Genomic DNA, 12,256 nt, shown 5'->3' with positions numbered 1-12,256 from the left:
CGGCGCTGTCGCTGCATCCGGCGGCGCGCGCGCTCGTCAATGCCTGGCAGGCGCAGTTCCGCGCGCCGCCGGCCTGGTCGGCGACGCAGCTGCGCGAGACGGTGGGGCAGGGCGTGGCGGCCTCGCTGCACCGGCGCGATGCCGTGGACGACCACGGCGCGTGCCCCGTGCGCCTGGGCTCGGCGGCCTTCTGCGAGGTGCCGCCGCTGCAGGTCGATGCGGCGCAGATCCACCTGAGCGACGACGAGGGCTGGCTCGCCAGCTTCGTGCTCGCCGAGGAGCTGCGCCCCGACGCCACGCAGGCCATGGCGGCGCTGCAGGCGCAGGGCTTGTCGGTGCGCCTGCTCTCGGGCGACCGCGAGAACGCGGCGCGCGCCATCGGCGCGCAGGCCGGCATCGCGGCGGTGCAGGGCGATTGCGCCCCCGAAGACAAGCTCGAGGTGCTGTGGCAATTGCAGGCGGCCGGGCGCGAGGTGGCGATGGTCGGCGACGGCCTGAACGACGGCCCCAGCCTGGCGCGCGCCAACGCCTCGTTCGCCTTCGGCCACGCCGTGCCGCTGTCGCGTGCGCGTGCCGACTTCGTGGTGCTCGGCGATGCGCTGCAGGCCATTCCCGCCGCCGTGGCGCAGGCGCGCCGCACGCTGCGCGTGGTGCGCCAGAACCTGTTCTGGGCCGCGGCCTACAACGCCGTGTGCGTGCCGCTGGCCGTGGCCGGCTGGCTGCCGCCGTGGCTTGCGGGACTGGGCATGGCGGCGAGCTCGCTGCTGGTGGTGCTCAACGCGGCGCGCCTGGCCGCGCCGGGGAACGCGGTGGTGGCCTGAGATGGACGTGCTGTTCCTGCTCGTGCCGCTGTCGGTGGTGCTCGTTCTGGCGATCCTCGGGGGCCTTTGGTGGGCCATCGAGCGCGGCCAGTTCGAGGACATCGAGGTCGAAGGCGACCGCATCCTGAACAACGACTGACACAGCGATTGATGGCTTGATCTGCATCAAGCCTGCCCGGGCGACGCGGGCAGACACTGCCCGCAAATCACATTCACGGGCACCACGATGCAGCAGACCACGCACCCTCCCGCGGCCATCTACGACGACACCGTCGTGCGGCAGTTCGCACTCATGTCGGTGGTCTGGGGGGTGGTCGGCATGCTGGTCGGCGTGATCATCGCCTCGCAGCTGACCTGGCCCGAACTCAACCTCGGCATTCCCTGGCTCAGCTACGGCCGCCTGCGTCCGCTGCACACCAACGCGGTGATCTTCGCCTTCGGCGGCTGCGCGCTCATGGCCACGAGCTTTCACGTCGTGCAGCGCACCTGCCAGGTGCGGCTGTTCGCGCCGGCGCTGGCCTCGTTCGTGTTCTGGGGCTGGCAGCTGGTGATCGTCGCCGCCGCCATCAGCCTGCCGCTGGGCTACACCAGCGGCAAGGAATACGCCGAGCTCGAATGGCCCATCGACATCCTGATCGCCGTGGTCTGGGTGGCCTACGCCATCGTGTTCTTCGGCACCATCGGGCTGCGCAAGGTGCGCCACATCTACGTGGCCAACTGGTTCTACGGCGCCTTCATCATCGCGGTGGCGCTGCTGCACATCGTCAACAGCGCGGCCATTCCGGCGGGCTGGATGAAGAGCTACTCGGCCTACGCCGGCGTGCAGGACGCGATGGTGCAGTGGTGGTACGGCCACAACGCCGTGGGCTTCTTCCTCACGGCCGGCTTCCTGGGAATGATGTACTACTACATCCCCAAGCAGGCGGGGCGCCCGGTGTACTCGTACCGGCTGTCGATCGTGCACTTCTGGGCGCTGATCTTCACCTACATGTGGGCCGGCCCGCACCACCTGCACTACACCGCGCTGCCCGACTGGACGCAGTCGCTGGGCATGGTGTTCTCGCTGATCCTGCTGGCGCCCAGCTGGGGCGGCATGATCAACGGCGTGATGACGCTCTCGGGCGCCTGGCACAAGCTGCGCACCGACCCGATCCTGCGCTTTCTGATCGTCGCGCTGTCGTTCTACGGCATGTCGACCTTCGAGGGCCCGCTGATGTCCATCAAGACCGTCAACGCCCTGAGCCACTACACCGACTGGACCGTGGGCCACGTGCACTCCGGCGCGCTGGGCTGGGTGGGCTTCATCACCATGGGGTCGCTGTACTACCTGATCCCGCGCATGTACGGCCGCCTCGCCATGTACAGCGTGCGCGCCATCGACGTGCACTTCTGGATGGCCACCATCGGCATCGTGCTGTACATCGCCGCGATGTGGATCGCCGGCGTGATGCAGGGCCTCATGTGGCGCGAGATCAACACCGACGGCACGCTGACCTACACCTTCGTCGAAAGCGTGAAGGCCACCTTCCCCTACTACCTGGTGCGCGTGATCGGCGGCGTGCTCTACCTGGGCGGCATGCTGGTCATGGCCTGGAACGTCTGGATGACCGTGATCACCGGGCGCTCGGTGCGCGCCGAGATCCCGGCCGTTGCCGCCGCCCACGCCTGAAGCCATTGAGGACGCACGATGAACGCACCTGACAACCAGAACTCCGCGCCCGCCGCCACCGGCTTCACGCACGAGAAGGTCGAGACCAACAACCTGCTGATGATCGTGCTGATCCTGCTGGTGGTGGCCATCGGCGGCCTCGTGGAGATCGTGCCGCTGTTCTTCCAGAAGTCGACCACCGAGGCCGTGGAGGGCGTGAAGCCGCTCACGCCGCTGCAGCTGGCCGGCCGCGACGTGTACCTGCGCGAGGGTTGCTACAACTGCCACTCGCAGATGATCCGCCCCTTCCGCTCGGAGACGCTGCGCTACGGCCACTACTCGGTGGCCGGCGAGTTCGTGTACGACCACCCCTTCCAGTGGGGCAGCAAGCGCACCGGCCCCGACCTGCACCGCGTGGGCGGCAAGTACAGCGACGAGTGGCACCGCATCCACCTGAACAACCCGCGCGACCTCGTGCCCGAGTCGAACATGCCGGCCTACCCGTGGCTGGAGAAGGGGTTGGTCGACGCCGGCAGCATCGCCACCCGCATGCGCGCGCTGCGCACGGTGGGCGTGCCCTACACCGACGAAGAGATTGCCAAGGCCGCCGACGAGGTCGCCGGCAAGACCGACATGGACGCCACCGTGGCCTACCTGCAGTCGCTGGGCCTGGCGCTCAAGTAAGAAGAAAGAACAGGCAACGCCCCATGACCGACATCACCACCCTGCGCATCGCCGCCACCATCGCCTGCTTCGTCGTCTTCATCGGCATCGTGGCCTGGGCCTGTTCGCGCCGCAACACGCAGCGCTTCGCCGAAGCGGCCCGGTTGCCGTTCGAGCAGGACTGAAGGGAGCCCCACGATGAGCGACTTCATTGGTAACTTCTGGTCCAGCTACGTGGCCGTGGCCTCGCTGCTGAGCATCCTGGGCTGCGTGCTGCTCCTGTGGCTCACGGCGCGCAAGCGCGTGCCCTCCGACGCCGACAACACCACCGGCCACGTCTGGGACGAAGACCTGCGCGAAGCCAACAACCCGCTGCCGCTGTGGTGGGTGGGCCTGTTCGTGCTGACCATCGTCTTCTCGCTGGGCTACCTGGCCGTGTTCCCGGGCCTGGGCAGCTTCCGCGGCACGAACGACTGGAGCTCGCGCGCCGAGTACCAGCAGGACGTGGCCAAGGCCACGCAGGCGCTGGCGCCGGTGTACGCGCGCTACGCGCCCATGCCCCTGGAGGAGGTCGCGCGCGACCCGCAGGCCCGTGCCATCGGCGAGCGCCTGTTCATGAACAACTGCGCGCAGTGCCACGGCTCCGACGCGCGCGGCAGCAAGGGCTTTCCCAACCTCACCGATGCCGACTGGCTGCACGGCGGCACGCCCGACAAGATCGTCGAGTCGATCACCAAGGGCCGCATCGGCGTGATGCCGCCGGCCGCCGCGATGGTCGGCACGCCCGACGACGTGAAGAACGTCGCCAACTACGTGCTGAGCCTCTCGGGCGAGCCGCACGACTCGCTGCGCGCGGGCCTGGGCAAGCCCAAGTTCGCCGCCTGCGCGGCCTGCCACGGCATTGGCGGCGTGGGCAACCCGGCGCTGGGCGCCCCGCGCCTGAACGACCGCATCTGGCTGCACGGCTACGGCGAGGCCGCCATCGTGCAGATCATCAACGAGGGCAAGCACAGCGCCATGCCCGCGCAGGAAGGCCGCCTGACCGAGGCGCAGATCAAGCTGCTGGCCTCCTACGTGTGGGGCATGTCCAACCCTGCGACCGGGACGCCATGACGCGAAAGACGGTCATCCCGATCGTCAGTGCGCCGCCCGCCGCCGCGCCGGAGGTCGGCCTGTACGAGGCGACGAAGAAGATCTACCCGCGCAGCGTGCAGGGCCTGTTCGCGCGCTGGCGCTGGGCCATGGTCTTTCTCACGCAGCTGGTGTTCTACGGCATGCCCTGGGTGGAATGGGGCGAGCGGCAGATGGTGCTGTTCGACCTGGCCGCGCGGCGCTTCTACATCTTCGGCCTGGTGCTGTACCCGCAGGACCTGATCTACCTGTCGGGCCTGCTGGTGATCAGCGCGCTTTCCCTCTTTCTCTTCACGGCCGTGGCCGGCCGCCTGTGGTGCGGCTATGCCTGCCCGCAGACCGTCTACACCGAGATGTTCCTGTGGGTGGAGCAGCGCATCGAAGGCAACCGCAGCGCGCGCATCCGGCTCGATGCCGGCGCGTTCTCGCTCGAGAAGCTGGTGAAGAAGGCCTTCAAGCACCTCGTCTGGATCGGCATCGCGCTGTGGACCGGCTTCACCTTCGTGGGCTACTTCACGCCCATCCGCGAGCTGGGCATGGCCTTCCTGCAGACGCAGATGGGCTCGTGGGAAGTGTTCTGGGTGTTCTTCTACGGCTTTGCCACCTACGGCAACGCCGGCTTCATGCGCGAGCAGGTGTGCAAGTACATGTGCCCCTACGCGCGCTTCCAGAGCGCGATGTTCGACCGCGACACGCTCATCGTCAGCTACGACCCGCGGCGCGGCGAGCCGCGCGCGCCGCGCCGCAAGAACGTCGACCCGCGCAGCGCCGCCTTGGGCGACTGCATCGACTGCAGCCTGTGCGTGCAGGTGTGCCCCACCGGCATCGACATCCGCCAGGGCCTGCAGTACGAGTGCATCGGCTGCGGCCTGTGCGTGGACGCCTGCGACAGCGTGATGGACAAGATGGGCTACGCGCCGCGCCTGATCCGCTACGACACGCAGAACGGCATGGAAGCCGGCTGGTCGCGCCGCCAGCTCTGGCGCCGCGTGCTGCGCCCGCGCGTGCTGGTCTACACCGCATTGCTCGCGCTGCTGGTGGCGGGCCTGCTCGCCAGCCTGGTCGTGCGCACGCCGCTGAAGGTCGACGTGGTGCGCGACCGCGCCTCGCTGGCGCGCATCGTCGAAGGCGGGCGGCTGGAGAACGTCTACCGGCTGCAGATCATGAATGCGACCGAGCGCACGCAGCACTACCGCATCGCCGCGCGCGGCATCGACGGGTTGAGCGTGGCGTCGCCCGACGAGGCCATCGAGGTCGAGCCCGCGCAGGCGCGCTGGGTCGCGGTGCGGCTGCAGGTGCCTTATGGCGCCGCGCCGGCCGGTTCGCACACGGTGCACTTCGACATCCGGCAGGTGGATGGCGCGGCGCAGGTTTCCGAAAAAGCGGTCTTCCTGGTGCCGCGCTGAAAGGTCTTCCCATGAACGATGCCCTGCCGATGAATGCGCCCACAACCTCAGGCCCCTGGTGGCGCTACCCGCTGGTCTGGCTGGTGATCGCGGGGCCCGCCGCCGTGGTGCTCGCGAGCATCGCGACCGTGTGGCTGGCGCTGCGCACGCCCGAGGTGCTGGTGTCGGAGGACTACTACCGCGAAGGCATCGAGATCAACCGCACGCTGGCCGACAAGAAGCGCATGCCGGCGCAGGCCGGGCGCAACCACGCGGCGACGCCCGAGGACGATGTGCCGGTGCCCAAGAGGGCGGCCCCATGAGTGCCATGCGCCGCATCGCCGGCATCCTGTGGCCGTCGTTTCTCGTGGCCTGCGGCATGGAGGTGTTGGTGTTCGCGATGATCGATCCGATCCATTCGTACTGCGGCGCCGACGCACTGCGCATGTCGCGCCAGGGCATCTACACCGTGTCCTTCTTCGTGTTCTGGCTGATGGCGGCGGCCTCGAGCGCGTGCACCACGCTGCTGGCGCTGCCGTCCGAGAAAGAGACTGCGTCATGAGCCTGCCCCTGGCCTGCGCTCCCGAGACCCCGTCCGTGCTGCCCGTCGAGCTGCTGCGCCGCTTCGACGTGCCCGGCCCGCGCTACACCTCGTACCCCACGGCCGATCGCTTCGTCGAGACCTTCGGCGCGGAGGACTACGCGCAGGCGCTGCACCTGCGGCGCGATGCGGACACGGCCGGCGAGCCGCTGTCGCTGTACGTGCACATCCCGTTCTGCGAATCGCTGTGCTACTACTGCGCCTGCAACAAGGTCGTGACCAAGCACCGCGAGCGCGGACGGCAATACCTCGACTACCTCGCGCGCGAAGTGGCGCTGCAGGTCGCGCAGCTCGGGCCCGGTGCGCCGGTCGGCCAGCTGCACCTGGGCGGCGGCACGCCGACCTTTCTCGACGATGAGGAACTGGGCGAACTGGTGACCCTGCTGCGCCGCGCGTTCGCCTTCGTGCCGGGCGGCGAGCAGTCGATCGAGATCGATCCGCGCACCGTCGATGCACAGCGGCTCGCGGCGCTGGCCGCGCTCGGCTTCAACCGCCTGAGCTTCGGCGTGCAGGACTTCGACCCCGCCGTGCAGCAGGCCGTGCACCGCATCCAGCCGGCGGCGCAGGTCTTCGCGCTGATGGACACGGCGCGCGCACTGGGTTTCAAATCGATCAACGTCGACCTGATCTACGGCCTGCCGCGCCAGAACGATGCCTCGTTCGAGCGCACCCTCGCGCAGATCCGCGAACTGCGGCCCGACCGCATCGCGCTGTATGCCTACGCCCACCTGCCGGAGCGCTTCAAGCCGCAGCGGCGCATCGCGGCCGACGAGCTGCCCGACGCGCCCACGCGCGTGCGCATGCTCGGGCGCGCGATCGCGGCGCTCACCGAGGCCGGCTACGTCTACATCGGCATGGACCACTTCGCGCTGCCCGACGACCCGCTGGCCGTGGCCAAGCGCGAGGGCCGGCTGCACCGCGACTTCCAGGGCTACAGCACGCAGCCCGACGGCGACCTCGTCGCGCTCGGCGTGTCGGCCATCGGCCGCGTGGGTGCGACCTACAGCCAGAACGCGAAGACGCTGGAAGACTATTACGCGCTGCTCGACCAGGGCCGCCTGCCCGTGGTCAAGGGGCTCGCGCTGTCGGACGACGATGTGCTGCGTCGCGAGGTCATCATGGCGCTGATGTGCCGGGGCCGCGTGGACTTCGACGCGGTCGAAGCCGCGCACGGCATCGCCTTCGCGGACTATTTCGCCCCCGAGCGCGCCGCGCTGGCACCGATGGCCGAGCAAGGGCTGGTGCGCCTGTCGCCGCGCACCATCGAGGTCACGGAGGCCGGCTGGTTCCTCGTGCGTGCGGTGGCGATGGTGTTCGACCGCTACTGCGCCGCGACGCGCACGCGCTTCTCGCGCGTGGTTTAGGAAGATGGACTCACCCGCACTCGCTGGCGCCGCATTGCTGATGGGGCTCGCCGGCGGGCCGCACTGCGTGGCGATGTGCGGCGCGGTGTCGTCCGCGGTGATCCGCATCGTGCCGGCGGGCGGGCCCGCGCAGGCGGTGCATCCCGTCGCACCGGTCGCCTTCCATCTCGGCCGCATGGCGAGCTACGCCGCCGCCGGCGCCATCGCCGCCGCGAGCCTGCACGGTTTGGGCGCGGCCAGCGCGCAGGTCGCGGCCTGGCGCCCGCTGTGGGTGATGCTGCATGTGTTCGTGCTCGCCTGGGGCGTGGTGCTCGCCATCGCGGGCCGCCAGCCGCTGTGGGCGCAGCGCGCCGGGCGCGCCCTCGAAGCGCGTCTGCGGCCCATGGCCGGCGGCTCGCTGCTGGGCGTGCTCGCCACGGGCACGTTGTGGGTCGCGATGCCCTGCGGCCTGCTCTATTCGGCGCTGATGCTGGCCGCGCTGGGCAATGGCCCGCTGCAGGGCGCCTCGACGATGGCGCTGTTTGCGCTCGGCAGCAGCGTGTCGCTGCTCGCTGCGCCGTGGCTGTGGCAGCGCTTGCGCGGGTGGGGCGACAGCGGCACGCGCCAGGCCTGGGGTGCGCGGCTGGCCGGTGTGCTGTTGGCAGCGGTGGCGCTGCAGGCGCTGTGGATGGACCTGAGCCACCGCATCGCCGACTGGTGCGGCTGACGCGCTATCTCGTCAGGCGATGCTTTCGATCAGCAACGCCTGCAGCACGAACCGCCGGTTGTCCGCCGCCGCCGTGCGCTCGCCGAGCAGGCCCGCGAGCGCGGCCGTGGGGTGGCTGTCGGCCGCGGCGCCGTCGTGCACCGGAATGCCCGCGTGCTGGCCGATCTGGCGCACCAGCGCCGCGTCGATGCCCTCGCAGGCGACGGCGTCGTAGAGCCGTCCGAGCATGCGCGCCGTGTGCTGCAGCTCCTGCACCGGCGTGTCGGTCGACAGGCTGGAACGCATGGTCGCGACCTGCGCGCCCAGTTCCTCGGCGGCCTGGCGCAACAGGGCGAGCGCGGCGCTGTCGCCGGTCTCGCTGAGCAGGCCGAGGTTCTTGCCGCGCAGCAGCCGCGGCGGCGCCGCGCCGTCGAGCGCGGCGCGCTGGAGCAGCCGGGCGCGGCCCAGCAGGCTGGCCTCTCTCTGGGGCGACAACGCGGCGGTGGAAGGGTGCATGGCAAGGTTCGACATGTGTCTCGCGGAGGCTAGCCACCCACGCCGCGCCGGCCTTGACGCACATCAAGGAGCGCCCCGCTGTTACACGCCGGACACAGAGCATTCGCCCGACGTTACGCACCGATGCGGGCCGTTGTCACTGCGGGGCCTCGCGCTTCCTAGCATCGAGACATCGCCTGATCGCAGGCAACGCCACACAAGACAGACAGAACGCCGAGGAATCCCCATGCTCACGAGTGCCCGCCCCAACCCCATCCTCCCGCTTCGGCCCCTTCCGACGGTGCACAAGGAAGACGCGGGCCGCCGCACGGCCGAGCGCCTGCGCCTGCTGGCCGAGCAGCTGCAACCGCAGCGCCGCATGGTGCACACGGGCGACGTGATCTACCAGGCCGGCGAACGCTTCGGCAACCTCTACATCCTGAACTCGGGCTTCTTCAAGATCGTGAATCTCTCGGCCGACGGCCGCGAGCAGGTGGTGGGCCTGAAGTTCCGCGGCGACTGGCTGGGCTTCGACGGCATCGCGGGCCAGCGCTACGTGTGCGACGCGGTGGCGATGGACACGGGCGAGGTCTGGGTCGTTCCTTACGAATCGCTGCTGGCAGCGTGCACCACGCACCCCGCGCTGCTGCAGATGCTGCACGCCGCGATGAGCCGCGAGATCGCGCACGACCGCGATTCGCTGATGTCGGTGTGCACCTTGCCGGCCGACGCGCGCGTGGCCGACTTCCTGCGCTACTGGGCCGAGTCGCTGGCCGACCGCGGCATGCGCACCGACGAGATCACGCTGCGCATGACGCGCGCCGAAATCGGCAACTACCTGGGCATGACGCTCGAAAGCGTGAGCCGCGCACTCTCGCGGCTGGCGCGCGACAAGGTCATCGGCTTCGCCACCAAGGGCCGGCGCGAGGTGCAGATTCCCGACGTGGGCGCGCTCTCGGCCTTCGTGCAGCGCTGCCTGGCGCCGGCGCCGGCGATGCTTCAGTAAGAAGCGACGTTGAGCAGCGCCCGCGCCATCGCGCGCGCGAGCTCACTGCGTGAATAGGGCTTGCGCAGCAGCTCCCAGCCCGGGGGCGCTTCGCGGTCGGCGTCGAGCAGCTCGGCCGAGAACCCCGACATCAGCAGCACCGCCAGCCGCGGTTGGCGTTGCACCGCCTCGGCGGCCAGCCGCGTGCCGCGCATGCCCGGCCCGAGCGCGATGTCGCTCAGCAGCAGGTCGAAGGGCGTGGCCTCGGCGGCCATGGCGGGCAGGGCTTGCTCCGCATTGGCAGCGGTCGCGACCTCGCAGCCCAGCGTGGTGAGGAAGGTGTGGACCACCTGGCGCACCTCGGCGTCGTCTTCGACCAGCATCACGCGCAGGCCCGGGGCCAGCGTGGCCTCGGCTTCGATCTCCATGGGCTCTTCGTCGGCAGGTGTCGCAGCGCTTGCCGCATCGGCCTCGACCTGCGGCAGGTAGAGCGTCACGGTGGTGCCGGCGTTGAGCTTGCTGTCGATGGCGATGGCGCCGCGCGACTGCTTCACGAAGCCGTACACCGTGCTCAGGCCCAGGCCGGTGCCGCGCCCGGCTTCCTTGGTGGTGAAAAAGGGCTCGAAGAGGTGCTCCATCACCGCGTCGGTCATGCCGGTGCCGCTGTCGGCGATGGAGAGCGCGACGAAGCGGCGGCCGGCATCGGCGTCGCTCAGTTCCTGGCGCACGGTGGCGGGCAGGGCGTCGCAGGCCTCGGCGCGAAAGTGCAGGCGCCCGCCCTCGGGCATGGCGTCGCGCGCGTTGATGGCGATGTTCAGCAGCGCCGATTCGAGCTGGCCCGGGTCGGCGCGCACGGCGGGGCAGGGGTCGTCGGCGTCGATCTCGATCTGGATGCGCTGGTCGAGCGTGCGGCGCAGCATGTCGGTGAGCGAGTGCAGCATCTGCCGCACGTCGACCGCGTCGGGCTGCAGCATCTGGCGCCGCGAGAAGGCCAGCAGCTTGCCCGTGAGTTCGGCGCCGCGCCGGCTGGCGCGCGCGGCGGCGGCCACCAGTTGCTGCGCATAGCCGTCGGCCGCGAGCTGCGGCAGCTCCTCGAGCACCTGCAGGTTGCCCTGGATGATGGTCAGCAGGTTGTTGAAGTCGTGCGCGATGCCGCCGGTGAGCTGGCCCACGCTCTCCAGGCGCTGCGCGTGGTTCAGCGCCTCTTCGGTCTGCACGCGCTGCAGGCTGGTGGCCAGCAGGCTCGCCACCGATTCGAGAAAGCGGATCTCTTCGTCGCCGAAGCGCCGCGCGGCGGTGGCGCGCACCGACAGCATGCCGGTCACGCGGCCCCGGTCGGACAGCGGCACGGCCAGCGCGCTGACCAGCCCGGCCTCGAGGTAGGCGGGCGGCACGGTGAAGCGGCGCTCCTCGCGGTAGTCGGTCACGACGACGGGGCAGCCCTGCGAGAGCACGTAGCCGGGTTGCGTGTCGGGCCGGTTGGCGATGCGCAGGCCCACGCTCTCGTCGGCGACCAGGCCCACGCCGCTGGCCAGGCGGAACTCGCGCTGGCTGCCGTCGAGCAGCCACACCATCGCCACCTCGACCTGCAATGCGGTCGCGACGATGTCGGGCACCTGCGCCAGCACCACCTGCAGGTCGCGCGTGTCGACCGCCAGCCGGCCCAGCTGCGCCAGGTGTTCGCTGTAGCGCGCGCGCTGCAGTGCCTGCTTCACGCGCGGGTAGGCGCCGATGTCGCGGATCGCGGCCACCACGAAGGGCAGGCCCTGGTTCTGCAGCGGGCTCAGCGCGATCTCGACCATCACCTCGCTGCCGTCCTTGCGCTTGGCGACGAGTTCCATGTCGGTGCCCATCGGGCGCGGACGCGGCGCGCGGCCGTAAGCCTCGCGGAATGCGGCGTGACGCGGGCGGATGCTGTCGGGCACCAGCGCTTCCACGCTCAGGCCCACGAGCTCGTCGGCCGCGTAGCCGAGCATGGCGGCGGCCGAGGGGTTGGCCAGCACGATGCGGCCCGACTGGTCCACCACCAGCAGTGAATCGGGGTAGGCAGCGAACAGCGAGCGGAACACGCTGCCTTCCTCGACGCCCGAGGGCAGGCCGGGAATCGAGGGGGCGTTGCCGTCAGCCATGGGTGACCGGCGGCACCAGGATGTAGCCCGCGCCGCGCACCGACTTGATGAGCTGCGGATCGTCGGCGTTGGCCTCGATCTTCTTGCGCAGCCGGCCGACCTGCACGTCGATCGTGCGGTCGAAAGGGGCGGCTTCGCGACCGCGGGTCTGCTCGAGCAGGAAGTCGCGTGAGAGCACGCGGCCCGGGTGCCGCGCGAAGGCGCACAGCAGGTCGAACTCGCCCGTGGTCAGCGCCACGGCCTCGCCCTGCGCGTTGCTGAGGCTGCGCGCGGCGGTGTCCAGGCGCCAGCCCGCGAAGCGCAGGCGCTCGGGCGGCGTGGGCGCGGCGGCCGCCGCCGACGCGTCGGG

Annotated in this window: 15 protein-coding genes; 12 read left to right on the top strand and 3 right to left on the bottom strand. The window is 70.3% G+C overall.

Translation table 11 applies throughout. From position 1 onward, the window contains the following. The 11 genes from VBO01S_RS28420 to VBO01S_RS28370 form a co-directional block, all read left to right on the top strand. The coding region (locus VBO01S_RS28420; RefSeq protein ID WP_157627481.1) for an HAD-IC family P-type ATPase at window positions 1-821 on the top strand (821 nt) is incomplete at its 5' end. A 1-nt stretch (window position 822) separates the two neighbouring features. Further along, the gene (gene ccoS, locus VBO01S_RS28415; protein ID WP_062481719.1) at window positions 823-960 is read left to right on the top strand and encodes a cbb3-type cytochrome oxidase assembly protein CcoS; all 138 of its coding nucleotides are present in this window, start codon (window positions 823-825) and stop codon (window positions 958-960) included. Between the two features lie 87 nt (window positions 961-1,047). Next, the gene (ccoN, locus tag VBO01S_RS28410) at window positions 1,048-2,490 is read left to right on the top strand and encodes a cytochrome-c oxidase, cbb3-type subunit I (protein WP_062481703.1); all 1,443 of its coding nucleotides are present in this window, start codon (window positions 1,048-1,050) and stop codon (window positions 2,488-2,490) included. A gap of 18 nt (window positions 2,491-2,508) precedes the next feature. Further along, the gene (gene ccoO / locus VBO01S_RS28405) at window positions 2,509-3,153 is read left to right on the top strand and encodes a cytochrome-c oxidase, cbb3-type subunit II (RefSeq protein WP_062481700.1); all 645 of its coding nucleotides are present in this window, start codon (window positions 2,509-2,511) and stop codon (window positions 3,151-3,153) included. A 23-nt stretch (window positions 3,154-3,176) separates the two neighbouring features. Then, a complete protein-coding gene (locus VBO01S_RS28400; protein ID WP_062481697.1) occupies window positions 3,177-3,317 on the top strand; it encodes a cbb3-type cytochrome oxidase subunit 3 in 141 nt (46 codons plus the stop codon). 13 nt (window positions 3,318-3,330) lie between these two features. Continuing rightward, window positions 3,331-4,245, top strand: coding sequence for a cytochrome-c oxidase, cbb3-type subunit III (ccoP, locus tag VBO01S_RS28395; protein WP_062481694.1), 915 nt, complete (start codon window positions 3,331-3,333; stop codon window positions 4,243-4,245). Beyond that, window positions 4,242-5,669 carry a cytochrome c oxidase accessory protein CcoG gene (ccoG, locus tag VBO01S_RS28390; RefSeq protein ID WP_062481691.1) on the top strand — a complete coding sequence of 476 codons (1,428 nt, stop codon included), beginning with the start codon at window positions 4,242-4,244 and terminating at the stop codon, window positions 5,667-5,669. The genes ccoP and ccoG overlap by 4 nt, the downstream gene beginning before the upstream one ends. An 11-nt stretch (window positions 5,670-5,680) precedes the next feature. Continuing rightward, a complete protein-coding gene (locus VBO01S_RS28385; RefSeq protein ID WP_062481689.1) occupies window positions 5,681-5,971 on the top strand; it encodes a FixH family protein in 291 nt (96 codons plus the stop codon). Continuing rightward, window positions 5,968-6,210, top strand: a complete 243-nt coding sequence (locus VBO01S_RS28380) for a hypothetical protein (protein ID WP_062481687.1) — start codon at window positions 5,968-5,970, stop codon at window positions 6,208-6,210. Before VBO01S_RS28385 ends, VBO01S_RS28380 begins: the two co-directional genes overlap by 4 nt. Further along, a complete protein-coding gene (hemN, locus tag VBO01S_RS28375; protein ID WP_062481685.1) occupies window positions 6,207-7,613 on the top strand; it encodes an oxygen-independent coproporphyrinogen III oxidase in 1,407 nt (468 codons plus the stop codon). The genes VBO01S_RS28380 and hemN overlap by 4 nt, the downstream gene beginning before the upstream one ends. Window positions 7,614-7,617: 4 nt before the next feature. Beyond that, entirely contained in the window at window positions 7,618-8,319 is a 702-nt protein-coding gene (locus VBO01S_RS28370; RefSeq protein ID WP_062481683.1) for a sulfite exporter TauE/SafE family protein, read from the top strand. Between the two features lie 12 nt (window positions 8,320-8,331). Here VBO01S_RS28370 and VBO01S_RS28365 read toward each other — a convergent pair whose 3' ends face one another. After that, window positions 8,332-8,814: a Rossmann-fold NAD(P)-binding domain-containing protein gene (locus tag VBO01S_RS28365; RefSeq protein ID WP_223301389.1), complete on the bottom strand. Its 483-nt coding sequence runs from the start codon at window positions 8,812-8,814 to the stop codon at window positions 8,332-8,334. 226 nt (window positions 8,815-9,040) lie between these two features. Between VBO01S_RS28365 and VBO01S_RS28360 the strand changes: the two genes are divergently transcribed. Further along, window positions 9,041-9,799: a Crp/Fnr family transcriptional regulator gene (locus VBO01S_RS28360; RefSeq protein WP_062481678.1), complete on the top strand. Its 759-nt coding sequence runs from the start codon at window positions 9,041-9,043 to the stop codon at window positions 9,797-9,799. Here VBO01S_RS28360 and VBO01S_RS28355 read toward each other — a convergent pair. After that, window positions 9,793-11,907 (bottom strand): PAS domain S-box protein, encoded by a 2,115-nt coding sequence (locus tag VBO01S_RS28355; RefSeq protein ID WP_062481675.1) that lies wholly within the window; start codon window positions 11,905-11,907, stop codon window positions 9,793-9,795. The genes VBO01S_RS28360 and VBO01S_RS28355 overlap by 7 nt on opposite strands. After that, a partial coding sequence (locus VBO01S_RS28350) for a winged helix-turn-helix domain-containing protein (protein WP_169805097.1) occupies window positions 11,900-12,256 on the bottom strand: 357 nt, incomplete at its 5' end. The genes VBO01S_RS28350 and VBO01S_RS28355, both read right to left, overlap by 8 nt.

It is taken from the genome of Variovorax boronicumulans NBRC 103145, from assembly GCF_001591345.1.
Lineage (GTDB): Bacteria > Pseudomonadota > Gammaproteobacteria > Burkholderiales > Burkholderiaceae_C > Variovorax > Variovorax boronicumulans.
Note: the sequence above shows the minus strand (reverse complement) of the source record. Positions and strands in the feature narration are given on the sequence as shown.

Bases quoted from the DNA above. Each gene is read 5' to 3' on its own strand.
- ccoS (WP_062481719.1), top strand. From the start codon at position 823: ATGGACGTGCTGTTCCTGCTCGTGCCGCTGTCGGTGGTGCTCGTTCTG.
- ccoN (WP_062481703.1), top strand. From the start codon at position 1,048: ATGCAGCAGACCACGCACCCTCCCGCGGCCATCTACGACGACACCGTC.
- ccoO (WP_062481700.1), top strand. From the start codon at position 2,509: ATGAACGCACCTGACAACCAGAACTCCGCGCCCGCCGCCACCGGCTTC.
- VBO01S_RS28400 (WP_062481697.1), top strand. From the start codon at position 3,177: ATGACCGACATCACCACCCTGCGCATCGCCGCCACCATCGCCTGCTTC.
- ccoP (WP_062481694.1), top strand. From the start codon at position 3,331: ATGAGCGACTTCATTGGTAACTTCTGGTCCAGCTACGTGGCCGTGGCC.
- ccoG (WP_062481691.1), top strand. From the start codon at position 4,242: ATGACGCGAAAGACGGTCATCCCGATCGTCAGTGCGCCGCCCGCCGCC.
- VBO01S_RS28385 (WP_062481689.1), top strand. From the start codon at position 5,681: ATGAACGATGCCCTGCCGATGAATGCGCCCACAACCTCAGGCCCCTGG.
- VBO01S_RS28380 (WP_062481687.1), top strand. From the start codon at position 5,968: ATGAGTGCCATGCGCCGCATCGCCGGCATCCTGTGGCCGTCGTTTCTC.
- hemN (WP_062481685.1), top strand. From the start codon at position 6,207: ATGAGCCTGCCCCTGGCCTGCGCTCCCGAGACCCCGTCCGTGCTGCCC.
- VBO01S_RS28370 (WP_062481683.1), top strand. From the start codon at position 7,618: ATGGACTCACCCGCACTCGCTGGCGCCGCATTGCTGATGGGGCTCGCC.
- VBO01S_RS28365 (WP_223301389.1), bottom strand. From the start codon at position 8,814: ATGCACCCTTCCACCGCCGCGTTGTCGCCCCAGAGAGAGGCCAGCCTG.
- VBO01S_RS28360 (WP_062481678.1), top strand. From the start codon at position 9,041: ATGCTCACGAGTGCCCGCCCCAACCCCATCCTCCCGCTTCGGCCCCTT.
- VBO01S_RS28355 (WP_062481675.1), bottom strand. From the start codon at position 11,907: ATGGCTGACGGCAACGCCCCCTCGATTCCCGGCCTGCCCTCGGGCGTC.